At 46.8% G+C, this 23,972-nt stretch carries 20 protein-coding genes; 19 read left to right on the top strand and 1 reads right to left on the bottom strand.

What is annotated here, in order from left to right; translation table 11 throughout:
- Positions 1-166: 166 nt before the first annotated feature.
- The 6 genes from NSQ57_RS18220 (at position 167) to NSQ57_RS18195 (ending at position 7,099) form a co-directional block, all read left to right on the top strand.
- Positions 167-1,663: a methyl-accepting chemotaxis protein gene (locus tag NSQ57_RS18220; RefSeq protein ID WP_342425128.1), complete on the top strand. Its 1,497-nt coding sequence runs from the start codon at positions 167-169 to the stop codon at positions 1,661-1,663.
- Between the two features lie 189 nt (positions 1,664-1,852).
- Positions 1,853-2,101 carry a hypothetical protein gene (locus NSQ57_RS18215; protein ID WP_029515688.1) on the top strand — a complete coding sequence of 83 codons (249 nt, stop codon included), beginning with the start codon at positions 1,853-1,855 and terminating at the stop codon, positions 2,099-2,101.
- A 42-nt stretch (positions 2,102-2,143) separates the two neighbouring features.
- Positions 2,144-3,805 carry a sensor histidine kinase gene (locus tag NSQ57_RS18210; protein ID WP_176715758.1) on the top strand — a complete coding sequence of 554 codons (1,662 nt, stop codon included), beginning with the start codon at positions 2,144-2,146 and terminating at the stop codon, positions 3,803-3,805.
- Positions 3,802-4,566: a LytTR family DNA-binding domain-containing protein gene (locus NSQ57_RS18205; RefSeq protein ID WP_029515686.1), complete on the top strand. Its 765-nt coding sequence runs from the start codon at positions 3,802-3,804 to the stop codon at positions 4,564-4,566. The genes NSQ57_RS18210 and NSQ57_RS18205 overlap by 4 nt, the downstream gene beginning before the upstream one ends.
- 190 nt (positions 4,567-4,756) lie before the next feature.
- Positions 4,757-6,010 carry an OFA family MFS transporter gene (locus tag NSQ57_RS18200; RefSeq protein ID WP_069012491.1) on the top strand — a complete coding sequence of 418 codons (1,254 nt, stop codon included), beginning with the start codon at positions 4,757-4,759 and terminating at the stop codon, positions 6,008-6,010.
- A 177-nt stretch (positions 6,011-6,187) separates the two neighbouring features.
- Complete coding sequence (locus NSQ57_RS18195; protein ID WP_029515684.1) at positions 6,188-7,099, top strand: serine/threonine-protein kinase; 912 nt, start codon at positions 6,188-6,190, stop codon at positions 7,097-7,099.
- A gap of 43 nt (positions 7,100-7,142) precedes the next feature.
- On the opposite strand, the gene NSQ57_RS18190 is transcribed toward NSQ57_RS18195, so the two are convergent.
- Positions 7,143-9,230: a vWA domain-containing protein gene (locus tag NSQ57_RS18190; protein WP_340956514.1), complete on the bottom strand. Its 2,088-nt coding sequence runs from the start codon at positions 9,228-9,230 to the stop codon at positions 7,143-7,145.
- 640 nt (positions 9,231-9,870) lie between these two features.
- Between NSQ57_RS18190 and NSQ57_RS18185 the strand changes: the two genes are divergently transcribed.
- From NSQ57_RS18185 to NSQ57_RS18125, 13 genes are all read left to right on the top strand, one after another.
- Entirely contained in the window at positions 9,871-12,039 is a 2,169-nt protein-coding gene (locus tag NSQ57_RS18185; RefSeq protein ID WP_023989860.1) for a hypothetical protein, read from the top strand.
- A gap of 119 nt (positions 12,040-12,158) precedes the next feature.
- Entirely contained in the window at positions 12,159-12,584 is a 426-nt protein-coding gene (locus NSQ57_RS18180; protein WP_013311475.1) for a hypothetical protein, read from the top strand.
- 130 nt (positions 12,585-12,714) lie between these two features.
- Entirely contained in the window at positions 12,715-13,164 is a 450-nt protein-coding gene (locus NSQ57_RS18175; protein ID WP_342425127.1) for a DnaJ domain-containing protein, read from the top strand.
- A gap of 32 nt (positions 13,165-13,196) precedes the next feature.
- Positions 13,197-13,745, top strand: a complete 549-nt coding sequence (locus NSQ57_RS18170; protein ID WP_342425126.1) for an FHA domain-containing protein — start codon at positions 13,197-13,199, stop codon at positions 13,743-13,745.
- Between the two features lie 67 nt (positions 13,746-13,812).
- Positions 13,813-14,340 carry an FHA domain-containing protein gene (locus NSQ57_RS18165; RefSeq protein ID WP_342425125.1) on the top strand — a complete coding sequence of 176 codons (528 nt, stop codon included), beginning with the start codon at positions 13,813-13,815 and terminating at the stop codon, positions 14,338-14,340.
- 41 nt (positions 14,341-14,381) lie between these two features.
- Positions 14,382-15,212 (top strand): protein phosphatase 2C domain-containing protein, encoded by an 831-nt coding sequence (locus NSQ57_RS18160; RefSeq protein WP_342425124.1) that lies wholly within the window; start codon positions 14,382-14,384, stop codon positions 15,210-15,212.
- Between the two features lie 22 nt (positions 15,213-15,234).
- Positions 15,235-17,112, top strand: a complete 1,878-nt coding sequence (locus NSQ57_RS18155) for a serine/threonine protein phosphatase (protein WP_340956508.1) — start codon at positions 15,235-15,237, stop codon at positions 17,110-17,112.
- A 44-nt stretch (positions 17,113-17,156) separates the two neighbouring features.
- On the top strand, positions 17,157-18,476 hold the full coding sequence (locus tag NSQ57_RS18150) for a normocyte-binding protein (protein WP_069012495.1): 1,320 nt from the start codon (positions 17,157-17,159) through the stop codon (positions 18,474-18,476).
- Entirely contained in the window at positions 18,473-19,162 is a 690-nt protein-coding gene (locus NSQ57_RS18145; RefSeq protein WP_134902813.1) for an iron-dependent peroxidase, read from the top strand. The genes NSQ57_RS18150 and NSQ57_RS18145 overlap by 4 nt, the downstream gene beginning before the upstream one ends.
- A 31-nt stretch (positions 19,163-19,193) precedes the next feature.
- The gene (locus NSQ57_RS18140; protein ID WP_029515676.1) at positions 19,194-21,845 is read left to right on the top strand and encodes a molecular chaperone; all 2,652 of its coding nucleotides are present in this window, start codon (positions 19,194-19,196) and stop codon (positions 21,843-21,845) included.
- A gap of 62 nt (positions 21,846-21,907) precedes the next feature.
- Complete coding sequence (locus NSQ57_RS18135) at positions 21,908-22,420, top strand: RDD family protein (protein ID WP_029515675.1); 513 nt, start codon at positions 21,908-21,910, stop codon at positions 22,418-22,420.
- A 68-nt stretch (positions 22,421-22,488) separates the two neighbouring features.
- Positions 22,489-23,067: an RDD family protein gene (locus tag NSQ57_RS18130; RefSeq protein ID WP_029515674.1), complete on the top strand. Its 579-nt coding sequence runs from the start codon at positions 22,489-22,491 to the stop codon at positions 23,065-23,067.
- A 107-nt stretch (positions 23,068-23,174) separates the two neighbouring features.
- Complete coding sequence (locus tag NSQ57_RS18125) at positions 23,175-23,951, top strand: DNA and RNA helicase (protein ID WP_342425123.1); 777 nt, start codon at positions 23,175-23,177, stop codon at positions 23,949-23,951.
- The last annotated feature ends 21 nt before the right edge of the window (positions 23,952-23,972 follow it).

Raw genomic sequence — 23,972 nt, 5'->3', positions numbered from 1 at the left:
TCCCTTTAAGAGTTGTCCTGTTGTAATTTGACGATTAAAGGGAATGTGGAGTGTTTGCATGATTTTCATTCACTACGTGTTCTGATATGACGATATATAAAGTATGGTATTTACATTTTTATTTTATAAATACCTAATATATATTCTAAGGAGCGCGTACACAATCATGGACAGAACGAGTGAATTGTTGTGGCAAAGAAACAAATTGGTGATCATTATTTTTTGGATTATGGCCTTGAGCGGCATCGTCCCGGCATTATCTAATCCCTCGATGTGGGTATCTAATGGTGTAGGATTTGTAGTCGCGGCAGTTTTAACGATCCTGAATGTGAAAAAGAAAGGAATCCGCCTTATTCCGTGGATTACTACGTTTTTTAGCGTATTAATGTGTATATTTTTGAACTTATCTAGCGTCGAGGTAGTGACCACCATATTAATCTGCTCTTTGTTTTTGCTGTATCCATCTTACCGATATTTTCTGGTAGCTATGTCCTTAAATCTCTGTAATATTTTTGTGCAAATAACAATCGGTACGCCCGCAATTCCCCCGGCTACCGGTTCTTTGCGTTATGTGCATGAGTTTATTATTGTTTTACTCATTGGTTTGCTACTGTTAGTGGTGTCGGTGTTAAATCAAAAGCAGTTTAAGAAAAGTGAAGAGCAAAATAAAGATATCGATGCTACAAGGCAACGAATTGAATTTCTGTTTGAGCAAGTTAGACAAGCAGTGGCTGGATTGCATAGCTTTACAGAACGATTCAGGAATCAAGTAGATGCGACGGGCAGCGTGACAAATGAAGTCGCTATCGGATTTCAGGAGGTTGCCAAAGGGGTAGAAATGCAAGCTTCGAATATCACCGAGGTTACGGATAACTTGGCTCAATCTGACCAGCACGTGCGAGAGGTAGCTGATCATTCCCGAGAACTGAAGCAGCTTTCCGAAGATACGAAAAATGCCGGGGACAGAGGGAGCAGTCAACTGCTTGCATTGACGTCTCAAATTAAGGATTTGGGTCAAGTCATGAGTCGTACCAAAGAAGAACTGGACGAGTTTAGAGTACAAAGTGATAACATGTCTGCCATGCTTAAAGATATTACTCAAATCTCGAAACAAACTAATTTGCTGTCCTTGAATGCATCCATTGAGGCCGCCAGAGCGGGAGAGCATGGAAAAGGATTTGCCATCGTAGCTGGCGAAGTGCGTAATTTGGCTGAAATGGTAGGGAACACCTCGGTGGCGATGGAAGCTATTTTGACTCAACTGAGAACTCAGATGGATTCTGTCGTAAGCCAATTTGACATGGGACAGCACAGGCTACAGCAAAGTATGGAATCGGCACATTCGACCGAAATTGTACTGGAAGACATCCTGCAAAACGCCAATAAAGTGCTGATGCAGGCCGTGGATGTGGAAAACAGTACGAATAGCATGCAGCAGTATTCATCTCAGGTTGTTCAAGAGATGACGGAATTTTCAAGTGTAACGGAACAGGCGAGTGCAGCATCAGAACAAATTTTGGCTGGAGTAGAGGAACAACGAAATATAACCTCCAATATGGTGACCGGGTTTAGTGAGCTAGAGGCGTTGATTATCCAATTGAAAGAACTGGTACATGATCAGAAGGAGTACAACAGTCCTACCGAAATCAGCAAAAGCAAATAACCGACAAGCTTCTTCATCGGACTAGAGAGCCGGGGAGTATCGCTATCAAGCGGTACTCTCCGGTTTTTTTCTGCGTATGAAGAAGGGAAATGAAGAAGAGGCGATTTCTAGAAGCTATAATTAGATGGAAGTTGATGGTATAATTTGTGGCAGTTTAAATGCTTTGTAACTAAGGGGGGATAAATTCTTATGGAGCTTAAATATTTGTTATTCGGCGTGTTGAGCCTATTGGGTAGCGGAGTGATATATACGATGGAGCGCTTTATAGCGGTCATTCAATGGGCTGCGAATTCCGTACCTGTTAAATTGAATAGTTCGGGCATTTCTATGTCAGAACCTGATATGCCGAGTTTTGTTGACAATATATTTGTTATTATTTTATTCGTATGTGGCTTGATGATACTTGGGTATGGTGTGTATGAACGACGTACACGATAACAACTATGTAGGCATATCCGTTTTTATTTGGGAGGAACGCATGTGAATGCCTTGTTGGAAATGCTGATGCAGCTATTTGAGCGCGCAGCATTGTTGCTGATTTGTTTATTTTTTATTACACGTATCCCACGGTTTAAGGAAACCTTGCAAAAGAACAGTCATTCTCCGGCAGAGCTGGCCATACTAACATTGATTTTTTGCATGTTTGCACTGTTCGGCACCTACACCGGGATTGAAGTTGAAGGTTCGCTTGTTAACGTTCGAATCATAGCAATTATGGCAGGCGGTATTTTGTTTGGACCCTGGGTTGGGATCGTTACAGGTATTATATCGGGTATCCATCGTTATCTGATTGATATCGGGGGAGTGACCTCGATTCCGTGTCTGATTACGAGTATTCTGGCAGGTGTGGTGTCAGGATACATCGGCCGCCGGGTCAATCGTTCCAAGAGATGGCTGGTCGGTATCGCCGCAGGTATGGTCTGCGAAGCGTTGACGATGCTGCTCATTATGGTGATGGCACAACCCCATAGCCTTGGAGTGGACATCGTTTCCAAGATTGGTCTACCGATGATTATCGGAGAAGTCAGTATCGGTTTAATCGTTCTGTTGATCCAGAGTGTGGAGGGGGAAAAGGAGAATATCGCGGCCAGACAGGCCAAGCTGGCACTGGATATTGCCAATAAGACGTTACCTTATTTTCGCTCCATTAATGCCGAATCCTTGCATACGATTTGCTCGATCATAAAAGAAGACATCAAGGCAGACGCGGTGGCGATTACGGATACCAGAGATGTGCTGGCCTATGTCGGTTTTGGCGAAGAGCGTTATCACATCGGAGATGAGATCATTAGCGATGTGACTAAATCGACGATCCGCAGCGGTAAAATCACGATCCGCAATCATATTGCAGACGATAAAACACCCCAAATCCAGTCCCTGCTCATTATCCCGTTAGAGGAGCGGGGAGAAGTAACCGGAACGTTGAAGATTTATTATCGCAAAGCTTATAAAATCACGTATCCGTTGCAGACGATGGCGATTGGCTTGTCTCAAATCATTTCCACGTTAATGGAAGTATCGCGTGTGGAGCAAATTAAGGAAGCGGCGAATAAGGCCGAGTTAAAGGCACTCCAGACTAAGATCAATCCTCATTTTCTGTTCAACGCGTTGAACGCCATTGCCTCGACGACACGCACCAAGCCGGATAAGGCCCGAGAGCTGATCATTAATTTATCGGGTTATCTGCGCTATAATTTGGAGCTGAATGATGATTTGATTGAAATTCATAAGGAGCTTCAGCAGGTGTCTGATTACGTAGAAATTGAAAAAGCACGCTTCGGCAACCGGCTTCAGGTAGAGTATGTAATGGATGAGGTGTCTGTGCGTATTCCAAGCCTTATTATCCAGCCCCTGGTTGAGAATGCGATTAATCATGGAATCCTCAAGAAAAAGGGGGCAGGTACAGTAACCATTTCTGTAAAGGATCGTGGAGAAAAGGTGCGTATTTCTGTGGCAGATACCGGGGTGGGTATACGCGATGATGTTGTGGATAACCTGTATCATGATCGGGTTCCGGCTAAACAGATCGGCTTGTACAATGTGCACAGACGACTCAAGCTTATGTACGGCGAAGGAGTTATTATTCTGAAGCATGAGCCGGGCACCGAAGTTTATTTTGACATACCAAAGGAGAAGTCATGAAGGCCATAATTGTAGAAGACGAACTTCCGGCGCGTGAAGAGCTGGAGTATCTTATTCAGACTCATAGCAACATTGAGGTGACCGATAGTTTCGAGGATGGGCTAGATGTGTTTCGGTTTCTGCAAGATCAGGAGACGGATGCGATCTTTCTGGACATTAATATTCCTTCATTGGACGGGATGCTGCTGGCACAGAACATTAGCAAATTTGCCAAAAAGCCCTATATTATTTTTACGACCGCCTATAAAGAACATGCGGCGCAGGCTTTTGAACTGGAGGCGTTCGACTACATCCTCAAACCCTATGATGAAAAACGGATCGCATCTATGCTGCGTAAGCTGGAAAATGCTTATGAGCAGCAGAACGTTCCAATACAGGAGCCTGTCCAGACGGCGCAACCCCGAGCTGCTGAAGCCAGCACCGTTGCTGCGCCAGGTCGTATTAATCTGCTGAAAAATGACAAAATCATCGTAACGGATGCGAACGATATTTACTATGCGTGTGCGCAGGAAAAGGTGACCCGTGTCTTTACTAGGCACGAAGAATATACGATGCCGATGAGCATTTCAGAATTTCATAGCCGGTTGCCGCAGCAGGACTTTTTCCGCTGTCACCGATCGTACACAGTTAATCTGTCGCAGATCCGTGAAATTGTACCTTGGTTTAATCATACGTATCTCCTGCGTTTGCGTGGACTAGAGGCTGAAATTCCAGTAAGCCGTAGCAAGGCCAAGGAATTTCGGCAAATTATGCGACTTTAAAGGCATTTCATTCCGCTATATGTGCATTTCATTCCTCAAACGATTTCTGGCTGACATGCAGGGTTATAATAACCCGTGTAGAGAGAATCCTTACAGACTTGCTCCTCCTCAGGCGCAAAGTATACTGGATTCCCGGTTATCATAATCACAAATTGACGCTGTAGAGCCGGAATGAAAAGAGGAGATTGAAATGAAAACAAACAGCGGAAATCGTTGGCTTGTCGTACTTGGAACAATAATTGTACAAATGGGATTAGGAACCATTTACACATGGAGTTTATTTAATCAACCGTTGGTGGACCGCTTTGGCTGGAACCTCAGTTCGGTTGCCATTACATTTTCAATTACCAGTTTTGCACTGGCGTTTGCTACCTTATTCGCAGGCAAACTACAGGATAAATGGGGACTACGTCGTTTGATTTTGTGTGCAGGTGTCGTGTTAGGAGCAGGGCTCATGCTCAGTTCACAGGTAACTTCGTTATCCCTGCTTTACATTTTGGCGGGTATTGTCGTAGGTTTTGCGGATGGAACGGCATATATTACATCACTTTCTAATCTGATTAAATGGTTTCCTGAGAAAAAAGGACTTATTTCCGGTATTTCGGTTGGGGCATATGGAACAGGCAGTCTTATATTCAAGTATATTAATGGTTCGTTGATTCAGTCCGTTGGTGTATCGCAAGCGTTCTTATATTGGGGAATGATCGTGCTGATCATGATTGTGGGTGGTTCTTTCCTGGTAAGAGAAGCTGTAGTCGTGAACAAGCCTTCGGTACAAAATGGGGTCGTACAGCGGGACTACACCGTTAAAGAAATGTTGCGCACCAAGCAGGCATACCTGCTGTTCGTCATGTTCTTTACCGCTTGTATGAGTGGTCTCTACCTGATTGGAGTCGTCAAAGATATCGGCGTACGGATGGCCGGTCTGGATGTAGCAACAGCCGCTAATGCGGTCGCTATGGTCGCTATTTTCAACACGGCGGGTCGGATCATTTTAGGTGCGCTATCGGATAAAGTAGGTCGTTTGAAAGTAGTAGCGGGTGCGTTGCTGGCAACGGCGGCTGCAGTTACAGTGTTAAGTTTGGTACCGCTGAATTATGGTTTGTTCTTTGCCTGTGTAGCAGGAATTGCTTTTTGCTTCGGCGGCAACATTACAGTCTTTCCTGCCATCGTAGCTGATTTCTTTGGACTGAAAAATCAAAGTAAAAACTATGGTATTGTGTATCAAGGCTTTGGCCTTGGTGCGCTGGCGGGGTCATTTATCGCAGCCTTGCTCGGCGGATTCATCCCGACCTTTACCACAATTGCTGTGCTGTGCGTCGTATCGTTCCTGATTGCCCTTACCATTCGCACTCCAGAACAAGGTAAAGGCAAACTGCGTAGTGAACGGAAGAAAAATACGAACAGTGTGCGCAGCATGAAGCCTGGAACGAAACTGGGTTAAATGATTTGAGAAAAAAGAACCAGATGAATGCCAAAAGACCTGTCATCATTTCTCTAAGGGAGATTATGGCAGGTTATTTGTTTTTCCAATAATCTATTTTACGGTATAATAAAAAGATATGTAATAAGCCGATATATACAAAAGACATAAGCTAAGAACCTGACAGGAGGACGAGTCATGATCGTGGATACAAGCGGGAATCTGCTTGCCCGCAATACGAAGCTGCGAAATACATATCAAATTCGAAGCGCCTTGTCCCGCAGTGAGCTGGCCATCGTGTATACGGCAAGGCTGTTGGACAACCGAGAAAAAGTCATTGTGAAGGAATTTTTTCCGAATGCACTGGCTTTGCGGGGGATGGATCGAAAAACGGTCACTTGCGGTGCTTCGATGCAATCCAAATATGTGGAGTTTATGCATTATTTTTTGCGTGAAGGGCAAATGTTGAAGGAGTTAAGTCATCCGGGAATTGTCGGTTATATAGATCACTTTGAGGAAAATGGAACTGCTTATCTGGTCATGGAATACTGTGCAGGCAAGACCTTGGATCGAATGATGAAAGAAGAGGCTGCGCCAACGTATGACCCCACTTTTTTGTACCATACGCTGCTACCTTTAATTGATGCCATGGAGTACATTCATGACAAAGGAATTATTCATCGGGATATTAAGCCGGGCAACATTATGATTGGGGAAAATGGCAACGTCAAGCTGATTGATTTTGGTTCGGCTGTGCATTTTGAAGGCAAAGAGCATCCGATTTTCACCACAGCGGGCTATTCTCCGCTGGAATTTTATTCTAATCGTTCGCAGCAGGGACCTGTGTCGGATATCTATAGTTTGGCCGCTACGCTGTATTATTGCCGAAAAGGAACACCTCCGCCAGATGTGCCAGGCCGATTATTTGCAGATCATGCTGAGCGGATTCAGATTGAAAATGCGGGACTTTCTCTGCTGCCGTATGTCATTCGGCGTGGTCTGGAGGTACAGGCTAACAAGCGCTGCCGCTCACTTCGATGGTTTAAAGCCGCACTACGTGCGGAATATTGGATAAAAAAAGGGAAGCGCCCTACTCTTACGGTTCGTTAATCGTAAGAGACGGCGCTTCTCTTTTTTTACGTTGTGACCGACATTATCCTGTCGGAGCTTGGATATGGTCGGTGTACACTGAAGTATTTGGTTTAATCGCTTTGTATCGCAGCTCGATTTCAGTGACACCATCCTCGAATGTAATGTACAGTTTGTCACTGTACTCCATGACCGCTTTTTTGTTGCGAGCTAATCTGATCTTTCCATGCTGTAAGGCACAGCGTGTATCATGTTTCACGATCAGGCTCCCTTTTTTACCTGCGGAAAATAGGATCCGTTCCGCTTCTGGCAACGGTTCGTGAACGTCAAGCGTACGGAACAACTCCTGCAAGCTGACCTTACGACCCGGAAAGGAGGTGAGCGGCCAGGATTTTACCGGAATCTCCTGCCCACTTGCTGTAGCGAGAAAATATCCTTCGATTCTTCCGGCAAACTGCGGCTTCGGCCGCAAGAACCAATACAGAAGAGCGGCTACCACGATACTGATGGCTACTGTCCATTTAATGGCTGTATACCGAGATTGTACGGTAACGGTTAGTGTAGCGCTGCTGGATGCTCCTTCCGGATCGGTGGCAGTAATCTTTAGCTGAGAGTCACCTGTGCGGAGCTCGGATAGCAGCAGATCATTACCGTTAATCTCAGCATGGATCGCATCCCCAGAGGCTTCTGAATCCAACTTATAGTTCAGCTTGTCATGATTCGGGTCAACAATAAAATCCGATACACTTCGACGGGAATCACCGTCTTCTTTCACCAGGTGAATCGTCAGGTCTTTTAAGACCTGTGGCGCTGCATTGGCCGCGTGAACTTTATGTACAGTTCCCTTACGGTACCATTGCGGACTATCCAGAGATAGCTGCCATGTATAATCCCCGGTTTGAGGGAACGCATATTCGGTATGGAAGGCTCCTGACTTATAGGTCATAGGCACCTTTTTGGCTGTGCCCCCCTTTGGAGTAACAATAATATGGGCTTGGAGAGACGTATATACGGCTTCATCCGTAAGCTTTTGACTGTCGGGTAACAGGAGCTGAGCTTGAAACGGTGTGGCTTGACCTTTCAGCAACTGCACAGGCTTGTCGCCATGAGTTGCCGATGCTTGCTTTCCTCCTATGGTTGCTTCGGCTTCCAGTCGGTAGCTGCCAAGTAAATTGATTTTCACCAAATCCCCGCGTATGCCCCGTAGTTTCAACTTCACTTTGCCTGCCTGTGGATGCTCGATTTTTAAAATCGCATATCGGCTCGACTTGTACCTGCGGACATTTTCTGAATTGGAATATAGCTGTGTTTCCAGAAGGGGATGCTCCGACAAAAGCACCAGATTGGCTTCCTCCATACTGGAATCAGGTAGAGTTACAGTTAATTCCTGCATCTCGCCAGTGGTCGTAATTGCAGCAATTGGAACGAGCTTGGAGCGAATTTGACTGGCGAAAATACGGTTCAGAATTTCCGGCAGATCCTCGGCACTACTCGTAATAAAAGAAGCTCCACCCGTTTGAGAAGCGATCCGTTCGAGTTCTTGTCGGTTCACTGTGCCATCATGGTTCAGACCAATCGTGTACACCGGATATCCTTTGGTCTGTGCAGATTTGATGACAGAGGATACATCGTTATTGGAGTCACCTTTGGATCGGGAACCAGAGGAGGCACCAAAATCAGTCTCTCCATCTGACAATAGAATCATAAAAGGCTGACGCCCTTGGGATGCTCCTGCGGCTAGAAGCTCCGAGCCTTTGCGCAACCCAAGTCCCAAATCCGTATAACCGGAACGGTTAAGTGTTCTGATTTCCTGCTGGATCTGGGATTTTTGCGCTGCCACGGCAATCGAAGTGAGTGGTTTCGAGGCGACCACGTGATGATTGTAGGCAACGAATCCGACGCGTGTGCGGTCTGCATCACTCAAATCCATAAACATATTGATGACTTCCGCGGCAATGCCCTCAGGATCGGTATCCCTCATGGAATAACTGGTATCCAATACAAAAACGGCATCATAACCCTCGATCGGGACAGCACCTAAAGATGCTGCATTAGCCTGATTTACACTGCAAATTTCCCCATTTAAGCCCATTTGTAAAAATAGTACAAAAGTCATGAAAACAATAATCGCTAGTTTCCTTATTCTGAACATAAGCTCCTCCATCGCCGAGGCCAACGTGAGGGGATCAACTCTCCTAATCCTTGGGATATAAGGGATAAAGGATCAAAACAGCTGATAAACCTCACATTAGCCATGAATTTGATTCTTTTACGCTTATCAGAAATATCCAATGGACTTCTATCGGTAATTGAGTTCCATTTGTGAATATTTCCCTGAAGAAACAGGTCTAACATATCATAAAAATTACGTATTCACGCATAAAATGAGTCAAAATGCCCTGTTTCAATCTGAGACTACAGAAATTGACAAAACTGAAGGGTGCTTTGTATGATAGCTCTCGTATCAACGGCAAAAATTGGGATTGAAGTTAGGAATACGAAATCATAAATTTAAAATTTCTGTGTTATCTGACTTTGTGATTTAAAAAAACATCTCACTTGCATGCTTTGCCGTTAAAAGCCGAATAACGCTTCGGACCGATTTTCGAGGTTACATGCCTGTACCATAAATGTGGTATAAGCTCAATCCTTTGACGAATTTAAATGTATAAGTAGGGGGGAGGAGGCAAAAGAACTAAAAATGAGTATTCGTCCGTTTCAAATTGGACATCCCGTGTCCGTGTATGGAGCAATGGACCTATAACTCATACTTTATTCATTTGCCGACAGCGATGGAAATCATTTATCAAACCAACCGGACAATGCTTTTTGAAGAGATTAACCCGGAAAAGCTGGACCTGATCACCATAGTAGGTGATGTGAAGGGTATTGACAGCTTGAGCGATGAGAAGATCAAGGAGATTAATCAGCACCTTCTGGTGCGCAGCTTTGACGAATTTTTGGATAAGTTTTCACCGACCGTGTATTCGTTTTTTAACGCGGCCAATCAAAAAGTCGTCTACACCCTTAAAAAGCCAGAAGGAATTGATGAGGATAGCATTTCTGAAATTCGTGTAAATCAAAGTAATGACTTTCTGAAAATGTTGTTTACGCTCATCGATACCAAGCGCAGTCAAGGAATCACTAATGTAGATTTCAAATTTGAAAATCTGCTGGATATGATTTCACCGAAAAAGGTCATGGATGATATTCGCCAAGTCCGCAAAGAAATTCACTATATGTATGGTGAATACGACAAGCTGGATGATGGTGACCCGAAGAAACTTGACATGGGTGACAAGCTGAATGGCATGTTCGAGGAAGCGAGTCAAAACTACAACAACGTTATGGCTATGCTCCCACTGGCAATTGAGGACATCAAAACCCGCCTTCTGCTCGGTGGCGCCCAAGAGGAAAACTCCGGTGAACTGATCCAGGTGGGCATGCTCTCCATCGGGGAAAGCGGCGAACTGAAAATTATTGAAGCGCCGAAGAGCGACAGCACTGAGCTGATGTTGTTGGATGAGAACAGCACTGGCGATCTCTCTCAAGTATTCGAAGAAGATTATAACTCTATCACAGATACGCCTTCTGATTATGTGAAGGATTTGGTAGTTCGCACGTTTGTGCCACTGCCAGCTGTTCAGACCAAGGTGGATACAGCAGTTGAGGTTCAGAACTACAACACGTATCTGGAGTTCTATAAAAATGCCAAGGATGATTTCGTAAAGGCGGTTAAGCCGCTTGTGGAAAAAATTCTCGGTGTCAAAATGTTCTTCGATCAATATGCAACGAAGAGCAAAGGCATGCTGCCGACAATGCTGGTGGCGAACAACAAGCTGGACATGCTGGTAAAAAGCAGCAATATCCCGCGCCTGGAAACGTACCTGAACACGGTGAATGCTAAGAATGAATTCAGCGACACGATCTGGTTCGGTATCGTTCCATCCGTCGAGCTGGAAGCAGCCGGTAAGGTAAAAGTTTCACGTGAACGCTTCAAGGGCAACGAGAAGGTCGTTAAGCAGGGCGGCAATTCAATGGAATCGCTCTCGATGCTGCTGCAAGTCGTGAAGGATTACAAAATTCAAATGTTCTTTAATTTTGAATCCGGTGAAGAAACGACTTTCAACAGTATGGCAACAGCAGGCATTGATAAATATGTCGATAAATGCGCTAGTCTCGTTCGCAGAGAATATAGCGAATTTGCAATTCCTTGTGTACCGAACTTTACGATTATTCCGAAGGACAAATCGGGTGTCATTATCGACAGCAAAATGCTACAGACCGAAGATGGTGTACAGCTCTCTAAGGAGAAAGAGGATATTCTCAAGCTGTGGATCGAGGGCGTTTATGTAGGTGCAGCCTACGTTGCCGCCGGCTTGGTCGCTTCCTATCAGTGTCCTGAATACCTGCGTGAGACGTTCAAAACGGTCAATAAGAACTTCCCTGGCGTACGCTTCGATATCGAGGCAGGAGACAACAGTCTGCGCACGGTGACGACGATGGCCAAGGAAATCACCGGTTTCACCAACACGATCAAGGATGCCATCAACCGTAAAAACTTCGGCTTTGTATTCTCGTCCGAGAATGCACAGATCCAGGATAAGGATATCCGCCGGATTACCGTCTACAAGGCGAGAAGCATGGCGATGTCTGAGGACGGTTTTGACTCCATCTACAAGACGCTGGTCAGCACGTACATTGAACGTATTTTGCGCTACCAGACAGGGGACTTCAAACACGAAAATATCGTCCGCTTCTTCAGTAACAATCCGAGCAGTCAGAAGAGCAAGTGGCTGAGCAGCAGAGGATCTGTTAACTCGATCATTCAGGACGGAGACGATATGAGCTTCATTATTGATGAGAAAAGCAATATGTGCCATATCGACCTGGTCTTCAACGGTAATGTGAAGAACCTGGAAGTCATGATCACTAAAGGAACCAGCTCGGTCAAATCATGATCCGAGCCCTACGAAAGATGTTAGAGGCGTTTCTTTCTAGAACCGCCTTTATACATAAATCGCGAAGAAGCTCTGCTTCTTCCGCCATCATATTACCTAATTTCAAGGAGGCAACACACATGGGATTCAGATTGAAAGTAGAAGGACAAGAAACAATTGAGCTGGGCTTGGATAACATCCAAACGGTTATTTATGACACCGATACACCGGACGATTCCAATGCACGCTCCACTGACGTGGGCTCCACGCTGCGCATCAGCGGCAAAATCATCACAGCAGTAGACGGTGACAGCGCGGATGACACGCTGAAACTGGCTTTGTGGTCTCTGGTTCCTGCTGAAAAAGCAGACAGCTACCGTAAAGTAACACTGGAAGTTATCGCAGCTGATCAAGTTGTGCGTAAAATCCACTTCCCGAATGCTTTCGTTGTAGACTACAACGAGCACTTCGGCGACACAGAAGGTGTAGGTGCATTTACACTCTACATCAAACAAAAGAAAGACAAAACCGAGCTGGCTACAATCGACGGCGGATATCCGGTTTAAGCTTAACGTCTTCACGTTAAGTGCAGCTTAAACACACACTCACCCGGCACACAAGTGCAGGGTGGATAAATATTAAGAGGCCTACGGGTCTCTTAATATTTATTTTTTTCGGAGAGGGGAACATCACACAATGACCAACTACTATGAGCTGCTCGGTGTCAGCCGGGATGCTTCGGAGGCAGAGATTAAGCAGGCTTACCGTAAACTGGCCAAAAAGTATCATCCTGATACCAACCAGGGAAGCGAGGAAGCAACGCGCAAGTTCAAGCTGATTCACGAGGCTTACAATACCTTGCGTGACGAAGCATTGCGGCAGGCATACGATGCCGAGCTCATCCGAAAAACTGAGGGAGCTGGCGGGGAACAGCAAGAGAGAGGGAGAGGGGCTACATCTTCCGGCGGTGCGCGTACGAGAGCCAAAGGATTCAATCCAGCTGATATAGGAACTGATTTTGAGCAATTTTTTGGTTTTCATCCGAAAACGAAGGAAGGCTCACCAGGGAAAAAAACGAAAAAATCCGGTGATTCGACGGATACCTCAGCGATGTTTAACCAATTTTTCGGTATTCGTAAAAAGTGATGATTTCAGGATAGAAATGGGGGAAGCAAGCAGTGAAAACGGCGCAGAACAGATGGGTTTTCATCATAGATGTTGCCATGTTCGGGCTGATGCTGGCGATCGCCTTTTATGTGTTTAATCGTACAGGCTACAGCGGTTTGAAAACCGTGGTCGCGATAGGTATTGGAATCGGCGTGCTTGTATACATACTGCGCAATCTAGTATCCGTTGTACCTGTGCCCAAGCCAAAGGCACAACGTCATCGGATTGCCAAGCTGGTGTTGATTGATGAAGAGGGCGAGTCCATTAAAGAATGGTATATCGAAGGCGAAACGTCGCTCTTAATCGGCAAAACGACGTCACGTTCGGAGGCGGATATTGATTTGGCAGGTACAGATTATGCCTCCCTGGTAAGTGTGGAACATGCGGTACTCAACCGGGTGAACAGCGACTGGTTTGTGGAGGATGTGGATTCCGATAATGGTACAGGCTTGCGGTCTGCCAACGAAAGTGTAACCAAGAAGTTGGAAAGCGGTGAGCCATACCGGATTTATTCAGGTGACTTATTATATATTGCCAATACGAGACTGCTCGTTAAATAGATGAGGATGCTGCAAAATTCTCAGATCGCTGAAAAGACAATCATGACAATGGGGGAAGGAACCGACTATGAGTTTGACAAGATGCCCGAACGGACACATGTTTAGTACACGAAAGCACGGAAATACGTGTCCATATTGCAACACGGTAGTAAATGTGGCTGCACCCAAGAGCGCGGAGCCAGCAGTGAAAACAAACGTCGCGGGAGATAACGACAAAACAATGCCGTATTTGGGTGAGACGGTGGGGATTCATCCGGTAACTGGATGGCTGGTATGCATCGAAGGAGCACAGGTGGGTCAGGACTATCGCATTATGGCGGAGAAGAACTTTATCGGGCGCGCAGAGGAAATGCATGTCCGCATTATCGGGGACAATACGATTTCCCGCAGAAATCATGCGGTCATTGTGTATGATCCGAAGAAACGTAACTTTTACTTGCTGCCAGGCGATTCATCAGGTTTGGCGTACCACAATAACGAGGCGGTATATTCACCAGCAGAGCTGGCTGCCTATGACGTGATTCAGCTGGGACACAGCAAATTCATCTTTATCCCGCTGTGTGGCGCCCATTTTGAGTGGGATAACGAAAACTAGGACGGAATTGGAATTGGGCAATGGTGCAGGGGGGTAACGATATGCAGCCTTATTTTGTTGTAAGTGGAGCTGTGGTACTATTCGCTGTTCTTCTCATGATCCGTATACGACTGACGCGAAGTTCCGGCAGCCGTACCGTAAGTGGAATTGAGATCGGAAATGGTCAAACGATCGGGAGCCGGAGCGAGCAGGATGATTATTTCTCCAGTATGACGACACCTGTCGGTACGCTGGCTGTTGTCGCAGACGGTATTAGTGGACTGGCCAATGGACGTATGTCCAGTACCTTGGCTGTGACGACTTTTACAAAGGCATTTGCCAAGCTGGAAGATGCAACGAATTTGAACGGATATTTTGCAGAAGCGGCAACTCAAAGCAATCGCGGCATTTTGCAAAATTTGAATGGACAGGGTGGAGGAACGACGCTGGCTGCGGTCATTGTGTGCGGATATCAGCTGCATTACGGAGCGGTGGGTGACAGCCTGATTACGATTTACCGTAATGGTCATTTCCAAACAGTCAATTCCAAGCATACAGCAGAAACAGTGCTGGAGGAACGAGTGCTTGCTGGACAAATGACCTCGGAGGAAGCCAAAACGAGTCCAGTGCGCAATCAACTGGTCAACTACTTGGGCTATGAGGGCTTTGAGAGCATGGAACTGGGGAGTGCACCGATTCGTCTGTATTCGGGCGATCATGTGCTGTTGTGCAGCGATGGCATTCAGGAGGCGCTGACGGAGATTGAATTGGAAGAGATTATGCGCAAGGGTGGAACACCGCAGGAAACAGCGGATGCCATGATCGACGCCATTAATGATAAAGGCTTTAAAAGTCAGGATAATGCAACAGTACTTATTTTGGCGATAGGATGAAACAAGAAAGACGGGGGTAGCGATGCGCAAGGACAACAGCGATTTTAGTACCGCCTTTGTGTCGGAAGCGGGCTCTTACATAGACAACCGGGACTATTTTGCATTCATGGAGACGGACGACATGGCCTGTTATGTCCTCGCAGACGGTCTGGATTCGGATCAGGAGCTGCGCAGCGCAGAAATGGTTGTCAAAACGGTGCTGGAAAACTTCATGGAGAAGCCTTCCATGTCCAAGCGGCGCTTGATGAGAGATCTGCGTGAAGCGCAGGAATGGCTGCAATTTGAAAGCCGTCGTGTTCGGCTCAAAGCCAGTCTGCTGATGGTAGTGACCAACTACAACAAAATGGTGTACGTTTCGTGCGGTAATGTGCGGCTATATCATTTTCGCAATGGAAGGCTTAATTTTCGCAGCAAGGATCATAGTCTGGCTCAGTCATTGGCAGATGATGGACGCATTCCAGACGAAGCGACCAGCACACATGAGGAACGAGGTAATCTGCTGGAATACTTGGGAAATCCGAATGGAGTTCATGCCCATTACGCCAAAAAGACCCAGCTTGCAGATGGAGATGTAATCCTGCTCGCCACATCCGGGATGTGGGAGGACGTTGAGCTGGCGGAAATGCTGGGGGCGCTAGAGGAAGCGAAGGATCCGGTCATGCTGACGGACACATTGGAAGAGGTTCTGCTAAGCAAACAGCACCGGACGGTGAACAATTACACGGCTGCGGCCATTTATGTAAATAAAGTTTTTCAGGAAAAGCCTAAAAACCGCCGTAAGCTGATCAAACGGATTTTGATTGCGTTGCTCGCCTTTGTAATCGTGGGAGGGGGAGCATGGATTACACTGGCGCGTATGGCAGCGAACAAGGCGGCTGCGCTGGAAACGATGGTCGAATCGGCTCAGGCCGCGGATGATTATGCCAGGGCAGGAGATTATGCGAAGGCACTCAAGTCCTACAGTGAAGCGAAAAACGCGGCGGTTAAAATTAACGATAAAATTCACAAACGAATGTATACAGCCGAGCAGAAACTGTCTCAATTGCTGGTTGACGGAGACGGCTACGTGGAAAAGGCGGACTTTACCAAAGCTGAAGCCAGCTACGAGAAAGCACGGAAAAGCGCTGGTCTGTACCCGCCTTTCAATGTGAAGGATATTGAGCATAAAATCGACCAACTGGACAGCTATGCTGAGACGGCGAGCTGGATGAAGGACGGAGATATGAAATTTCAGGGCGGCGATTACACGAATGCACTCAAGTTGTACAAAAAAGCAAATAAGGCTGCGATGGAATCCGGTTATACGTCTGCGCAAAAAGAACTGGAGAAGAAAATTACCGAGGCCAACGATAAATTGACTGCTATTCAGCAGCAGCTCAAGGAGATTCAAGCTGGCAAGCTTCAGGCTAAAGGAGATCGAATGATGAAGGATCTCGATTATGAAGGAGCCATTGATGCCTATAGCGGGGCACAGGAAATTTATCAGGAGATCGATAAGCTCGAAAGTGTTCTGGCATTGGAGCGGAGCATAGCCAAGGCGGAGGAAAAGCAGAGCGCTGAGCAGCAGAAAAACGGTCAGCTTCCTGCTGGATTGGGATTGTCTGACGGAGCGTTGAACGACACGGACGCAGGGGACGCAGCGAGTAATGCTTCAGCTTCCGTCGCTGCAACCCCTGCTGCAGAATCGCAAACGAAGGCTACGCCAACGGCTTCAGCGGGAACTACACCCGCGAAGAAGGAAGTCTCTTCAGCGGCAAAAAATAGCGGTACGGGCGATGGAAATGCCTCTTCGGCCAAGGCGGGCACCAGCAAAGAACAAGGAACTGCTGATTCCGCTTCTAAAGCAGAAGGAGCGTCTGATTCAGAGAACCAAGATCGGGCTGCTGCGAATGGAAGTTAAGTTTTCATGTTCAATGAAGCTGGAGCCGAAAGGAGTGAGACGTCGTGAAAGAGCTGGTACAGGACCGTTTGAGCAAGATGGACGATTTGGAGCAGAGACGTTTACTGAAAAATATGATGGCGGGGGTATTTATGAACCTCGTCGAATATCAGGAAGAAATGACCCGCCAGCTAGAACGGCGGGTATTTGAGGAAATTGAGAATACGGAAGAAAAGATTGATGTGTACGTGTCATTGACATCGCGTGAGGACTATGACCCGATTCATGAATTTTTATACCCTGTGTTACCGTCGGATACGGAGGAAAAGCAGATTGACATCAGCCATGTGGCAGAGGTGGTACGCGAAGGCGGATCGATGCCGCTGTTTACGCTTTTCCTTGAGATGGAGACCGAACGAATCTCAGCACTGGTGCGCAGCAAGCGAATTTTCTCAGGAATGTTGGTCACGGAAACCGGCAATTATCCGATTCGTTTTCGTCTGGAGCATAACCGTTCTTATATTTTAGAGATTGAGCAGTTATATCACACGTTTATGCAAAATGGCATGCCGTGGAAAACAATTAATCACCCGTACGCTTATAAGTTTGTGGACTGTGTATTGATTGGTGGAGACGGCGAGCCGGCCGCCCATGAAGAAATTCATGAAATTACAATTTCATTGGAGGAATTCGACGGTTTTAAGAAGGGTGACGTTTTTCCGCTTTGGAACATTGAAAGGCTATCTCTAAAGAACAGCGGCTTTCCTATACCCGCTATGGATCGTGTGAATTATGAGCATGTGCTACCTTTGCGAAAAACAGGTCCTGAGCATGGTTACTTGATTGACGGGACTGAAGGCGATATCCGGTATATCAAGCGTACAGAAGAGGAACTGACGATTGTCACACCACGTGATAAGTCTGGCGAATGGAATGTGTTGAAGGTTACGAAGCCTGTTACAACGAGACTTAGTCGTCAGACTTATCCGTTATTGTCCAATCGGCGACAGGACAGCTTTTTGGGCCGCTATGCAGGAAAACAGGCCGTGATTGTCCGTGCCAAAGCGGAAATCATGCGCATCGTAAACTCGTTTGAAGCAGCGCAGGGGCTTGAGCTGGAACGTGTAGACATCTGGGGAGGTGCAGGGAGAAATGATGTAAGCAACCTTTTAACCAAAACCCAGACGTATCCGTTAAATCCGTTTGTCAGCGATAACGTACGGACAGAGGAAGGCAAGCAGATCATGCGTTTGGGGTTCAGACGTGGTTCTGACGATGTTTTGCCCACTGCGCCTGCTTATATTTTATCCGATTTAATGAGCTTTCTAGTATCAGAAGTGCAGATGTATTTTCCGGAGTACAAGTGTGAAGGAGAATGGGTGTGAATTACGTCTGGGATTTGCTCATGCGCGCGAGGGAACAGGGGCTGGATGTAGATAAATTCCGCTTCGTACCCGCTGTCAGCTACTCTCCGTATATGGAGCTTAGTCTGGCAGAGTTGAATACTTCCCATTTGGAGCAGGTAGTGGAAATCAATCCGTACTACCGCTTTTATTCTATTTTTCGGGATCTGTTTCCACCGGATGCTGAAGAGTATCTAGAGCTGAGAGAATCGCTATTTGATATTATGATGCATTTCCTGGCGGAAATGGACTTGTATCAAGGGATGAATCGGCGGGAGTACCATATCCGGTTTGTTCAGCGTGATATTGCAGAGGGCATTTTTGGCCCGAAGGTAAAGGAAGGCTTTGGACAATTAAACCGTGAGGATCAGGACGCGATTGCTGAAGGATTGCTGCGCCTGTATGAGACGGGAGAAGCCGTACATTTGCTAAAAGAAACGATGCGGCGCGTCTTTCATCGCTCAATCATTTACACCAATTGTGAGGAAAAAGACGAACTGCTCATCTATATCGGCCAAGAGGAGACACCATTGTCACGGATTAAAGTGGATTTGATTCTGGATTTGTTTCTTCCGGCACGTTTTACGACGGAATTGTATTGGACAAGTCATTTCGGCATTTTGGAGGAAGATCCTACGATGAAAATAGACGCTATCGCCCTCTATTAAGGCTAAATGGCTAAGAAAGGACATGTGAACGATGAACGGACCCTATACATACAGGTTGCTAGACCCGCTCACCGATCGAAAAAGCATACGCTTCACGGCGAAATACACGCGGGCGGAATTGGAGCAAATGACGACCTTTCAGTTACGCGGAATATGCGATAAGGAACGACTGGTCGAGGGCTTTGCCAATCGCCTGGCACGTGAAGAGTTGATTCGCGTGATTTTACGTTTTCGGAGCGCGGAAGAGCATTTACTCATCACAAGGCCAAATCCTGGCGGCTTTGAACGCATGGAATCGGCACTACAGCGAAACTGGAACGACCGTCGGCAGGAGAGCAGCGGCATCCGGGTTCCCGCCAAAATCACGCTGTATCAGGGTGTACGCACAGGTCGCATGGACAACTACCGGATTGAATCCGATTTGCCTTGGCTGAGCTCATCTAATGTGCTGCTGGTGAATGCAACAGGAGAACTGTGCGGTGTTTTGAATTTGGTGAAGGATGAGACACGAACAGGCGTATATTATCTTTCTCGTCATCGTGATGCTGAACTGCGAGAGACGTCCAATCATAGTTATAGCCTGCTGTTTCTGCGAAGACAGGAATCAGAATATTTTTATAACCTCTACTATGGAGATAAGCCCATGCTGCCGCTGAAGCTTCAAGGTCACCGGATTCCGGTGGCAGAGCTGATCATTCGGGGCACGGAAACTACAGATGCGGTACTTGCGATTGATTTTGGCACCTCGAACACCACAGCAGGTGCTTATTTGGATAGCTCCTACGTTACGGCTCCTGATACAGGTATGAGCAGCACAGTAAGGCTGAACGCCATCAATTATGTGTCATTCCCCGGCCCAGAAGGGGCAGAAGGCGACTGGATCGAAGTATTGCCGACTGCTATTCGCGTCGCAGATTGCTCCAATCCAGAACATATCCTTTATGTATTTGGGGAGGATGCACTACGTGGATCTGACGTGGCAGGAAGCCGTGCAACAGTATTGCGGGGGATCAAGCGGTGGGTCAACGATTATAAGCGAATTGAGGAATTAATGGATTCCGAGGGGAATACAGCAACCGCTTCCCGCAGTGATATTTTAGCTGCTTTTATCCGTTATGTGATTGCTACAGCCGAGCAGCAATTTAAGTGTCGGTTCCGCAACCTGCACTTTTCTGCTCCGGTAAAGCTGCAGCCCCAGTTTATAGAGATGTTTAGTGATATTTTGCCTGATTACCAGATTGAAGCGGAGGATGCGCTGGACGAAGGGCTGGCTGTGCTGTACAACACGCTGGCAGACCAGATGGAACGAGGGACTTTTGCGGACGGTGAGGAGTACCAGGCACTTGTTATTGATTGTGGTGGAGGCACGACAGATTTGTCTTCCTGCCGATTCCGAATTGAGGACGGACGTATTGCTTACAAGCTGGATATTCACACAACATATGAAAACGGGGATACCAACTTTGGCGGCAATAATCTGACGTATCGGATTATGCAGTTTATGAAAATTGTATTTGCAGGTTATTATGCTGCCGAGACGCGTTTGCCTGACACCGATATTGATGCCCTGATCGGCATTCCTTCGGGAGATTTGTACCGTCATGTGGATGAGTTTGGTGTAGATGCTGTATATGCGGGACTGGAGGAGCGCTACCGAGAGGCAGAGGCCATCTTGCCTACCGCGTTCAAACAGTATGAGCATGCTACACGGGATGAATATCAGCGGGTACTGAGTAATTTTCATCTGTTGTGGAGCGCGGCAGAAAATATGAAAAAGGAATTTTTTCTACGTACGGGGATCTTGCGCAGCCGCTTCGAATCCGAGCAGGTATTATCTGCTGAAAGCGACCTGAACATTGCAGTGATGGACCGTTGGCTGGTTTCAGTCATCGAGAACGGACGGTTTCGTGATGAATATGGTTTGCCTGATGTGGTGTTTAACATTCGGGAAATACAGCAGCTTCTTAAGGCGGACATCTACAATATTGTGCGCAAGTTTCTGGATGAGTTTTATCTGGAGGGACGCTTGCAGGATTATTCGATTATCAAGCTAACCGGGCAATCCTGCCGGATTGACGTATTTCGCGAAGCACTCAAGGAATTTGTACCGGGGCGCAGTATTGAGTTTCGTCAAAAGGCAGAGGACCTCAGCCGGGTACCTGAGTTGAAAATGGCCTGTCTGCGCGGGGCTATCCGCTACCTGAACGCTAAAAAAATGGGCACGATTGAGCCTGTCATTACCAATCACATTCCGGCTATACCGTACACGGTCAGCGCATGGACGCATACGGGGCGCGAAAAGGAGCTGATTGCGAGTTTGGAAAGCAACCGGGTACGCGGTTCTATTTCCCGGCCGTCTCATGCGGCTGAGGTGGAGTTCTTCCTGACGGCCGACGGCGGCAAGCTGCGTCAGCGCCATGTGTATCGTAGTCGGCCAGAAGCTTTTGAACCCATGCCGTATGAGGAAATTGCAGTGCTGTACGGGCGGGATATCCCGCAGGATGATACGGACTCCATCCGTAATGGGGAAACGAAATATTTTGTTTTTGTCGGAGATAGCCGCTGGGGCTTTTATGTAGTGCCGATTACTCGCCGAGATGAATTGCTGCATCTGGGACCCAAACGCTTTTTTGCCTTCGAGAATGATCTCTCCGAGCTGGATTTCTTTGACGGCACGAAATAGTAAATTAAGGGTTTTGCAAAATGCTGAAATTAGAAAAGTACACAACACTTGGAGGGGATAACGTGCTGTATGCAGGTTTTTGGAAACGAACTTTGGCTTATATCATCGATGGCCTTATTCTATGGTTTGTATTTTTAATATTTGGATTGATCTGGATGGTAATTCGGACCTTAGGGGATTGGGTACCGTCTCCGGCAGAAAGCTCTTTGCTCTCAGACGGATCGTCTTCTATTGTTACCATGAAAGTAATAGGACAGACCTTGCTGAATTGGGGAGCTATATGGCTATATTATGCGCTTATGGAATCATCGAAATGCAAAGCCACGGTGGGCAAACTGGCTCTCGGCATCGTTGTAGTAGATGAGTTTAATCACAAGCTCAGCTTTGGACGTGCTAGTGCCCGCTACTGGAGTAAGCTTCTATCAGTCATCATTTTGTTCGCCGGCTTTATTATGGCAGCCTTTACGGCGAGAAAACAGGCTCTCCACGATCTGATTGCCCGTACCTACGTTGTGGACAAACGCGAGCTGAATTATATCCTTCGTGAGCAGGCTGGGCGCGGAGCTGGAATGTAACATTTAGGTTGGCACACAGATTCAAAGATTCTGATGAACAGCAGGCTTTAAACAGGAGGAGCAGTAGGATGTACGCTGGTTTTTGGAAAAGATTTTTAGCCCATTTGCTAGATTATACTATTTTATTTGTGACTATTCGTTTGATTGATACGTTGCCGTTTGTGACGATAGGGTTTGTCTCTGCGTTCGTAAAAATGCCGAATTTTTCGGAGTTTGTTTCACACTTAGACGATGTGTCGGTGAGAATTTTGGGAGCTATTATTATTTTTGGCCCTCTTTTATTGGATTGGCTTTACCACACCATCATGGAATCATCAAAATGCAGAGGAACGGTCGGCAAGCTGGCTGCGGGGATTGTCGTTGCGGATGAAAATAATGAAAAAATATCTTTCGGACGGGCCAACGCCCGCTACTGGGGTAAAATCATTAGCTTAGTCACTATATTTGTAGGCTATATCATGGCAGCTTTCACTGAAAAAAAGCAGGCGTTGCATGACAAAATCGCTCGTACCTATGTGGTGAACAAAAATTGGCTGGACTACTCTGAGTATATTAAGCAAAATCCATCGCTGACAGAGATGCCTGTCCCGGCTCCTGCACCCGGTGTGAATCGGTTGTCCGTTCCCTTGAATAAAGAAGAGCAGTAATGACGTCGCAGAGCGACCCGGCTGGCGCATAACGTTGCTACGCAATGTCATTACTGAGGTGCCGGGCGACACTTGTGCCGAAATCGGCACGGAGAGGAGGAAACCACATGTTAACCCATATCGTGCCGAAGTTCGAGAAAGGCCGTATTCTCAAAACCGAGATGCTAGAGAACCTGCGGGACTACCCCCGCAGCTTTCTCGATATCCGGTATCAGGATTATTCGGATGGCATCATTACAGGAATGAACGTAACTGTCGGGGAGTACACGCTAACCATTGGTAGAGGCATCGTGAAGCACAAGGGTAGATTGTATCTGCTGGAGCAGGAGCAGGAAGTGTCGTATGCGGCCACAGGGCGGCTGTCGGTGTTGAAGCTGCTCTTTTTGGAACAAACAGATCGCCCGGATTTCACAGCCCATCATGCAGATATCGTGCTGGAGGATGAGGCAGAAATCGGTCTGGATGAGATGGAGCTGGGCCGATTCAAGCTCAAAGAGGGAGCCGTGCTTCGCTCGGATTATCAGGATTTTGCCGACATGGCAACGGAATTCAATACATGGAGTGATATCCATGCTCCTTTTGCGGGTTTGAAGCAGAGTACATTGCGCCCGGAGACGATGCGCTATTTCGCATCCGAGCTGCTTAAAAGTGGTGCATCCGATCCGATGGATTGTATGTTTGCGTTGATGTGCCTGAACTCGGAAGTTGTAGACAGGGAATCCATTCAGCATTACATCGCAAACCGAAATGCTACGGAATACAGAGATTATTCTCATGCTCAACTGCATAGACAGCTAGTACTTATTCTAGAAGGCGCCGGACGTGGAAAACGAACAGCAGGCCGTTGGCAGGGCGGCGGAGCCGGACGGATGATTGTGGATTAGAAAATCAGGTAGAGGAGTGTG

Origin of the sequence: Paenibacillus sp. FSL L8-0502 (assembly GCF_038593055.1) — a bacterium.
Taxonomy (GTDB): domain Bacteria; phylum Bacillota; class Bacilli; order Paenibacillales; family Paenibacillaceae; genus Paenibacillus; species Paenibacillus polymyxa_D.
The sequence above is the reverse complement of the archived record's forward strand: the minus strand, read 5'-3'. Positions and strand labels throughout refer to the sequence as shown.

What these genes read in the sequence shown, in the direction of transcription:
- NSQ57_RS18175 (WP_342425127.1), top strand. Translation starts at nt 12,715, where the DNA reads ATGACCAACTACTATGAGCTGCTCGGTGTCAGCCGGGATGCTTCGGAG.
- NSQ57_RS18185 (WP_023989860.1), top strand. Translation starts at nt 9,871, where the DNA reads ATGGAAATCATTTATCAAACCAACCGGACAATGCTTTTTGAAGAGATT.
- NSQ57_RS18165 (WP_342425125.1), top strand. Translation starts at nt 13,813, where the DNA reads ATGAGTTTGACAAGATGCCCGAACGGACACATGTTTAGTACACGAAAG.
- NSQ57_RS18220 (WP_342425128.1), top strand. Translation starts at nt 167, where the DNA reads ATGGACAGAACGAGTGAATTGTTGTGGCAAAGAAACAAATTGGTGATC.
- NSQ57_RS18160 (WP_342425124.1), top strand. Translation starts at nt 14,382, where the DNA reads ATGCAGCCTTATTTTGTTGTAAGTGGAGCTGTGGTACTATTCGCTGTT.
- NSQ57_RS18200 (WP_069012491.1), top strand. Translation starts at nt 4,757, where the DNA reads ATGAAAACAAACAGCGGAAATCGTTGGCTTGTCGTACTTGGAACAATA.
- NSQ57_RS18195 (WP_029515684.1), top strand. Translation starts at nt 6,188, where the DNA reads ATGATCGTGGATACAAGCGGGAATCTGCTTGCCCGCAATACGAAGCTG.
- NSQ57_RS18190 (WP_340956514.1), bottom strand. Translation starts at nt 9,230, where the DNA reads ATGTTCAGAATAAGGAAACTAGCGATTATTGTTTTCATGACTTTTGTA.
- NSQ57_RS18180 (WP_013311475.1), top strand. Translation starts at nt 12,159, where the DNA reads ATGGGATTCAGATTGAAAGTAGAAGGACAAGAAACAATTGAGCTGGGC.
- NSQ57_RS18155 (WP_340956508.1), top strand. Translation starts at nt 15,235, where the DNA reads ATGCGCAAGGACAACAGCGATTTTAGTACCGCCTTTGTGTCGGAAGCG.
- NSQ57_RS18215 (WP_029515688.1), top strand. Translation starts at nt 1,853, where the DNA reads ATGGAGCTTAAATATTTGTTATTCGGCGTGTTGAGCCTATTGGGTAGC.
- NSQ57_RS18205 (WP_029515686.1), top strand. Translation starts at nt 3,802, where the DNA reads ATGAAGGCCATAATTGTAGAAGACGAACTTCCGGCGCGTGAAGAGCTG.
- NSQ57_RS18125 (WP_342425123.1), top strand. Translation starts at nt 23,175, where the DNA reads ATGTTAACCCATATCGTGCCGAAGTTCGAGAAAGGCCGTATTCTCAAA.
- NSQ57_RS18140 (WP_029515676.1), top strand. Translation starts at nt 19,194, where the DNA reads ATGAACGGACCCTATACATACAGGTTGCTAGACCCGCTCACCGATCGA.
- NSQ57_RS18130 (WP_029515674.1), top strand. Translation starts at nt 22,489, where the DNA reads ATGTACGCTGGTTTTTGGAAAAGATTTTTAGCCCATTTGCTAGATTAT.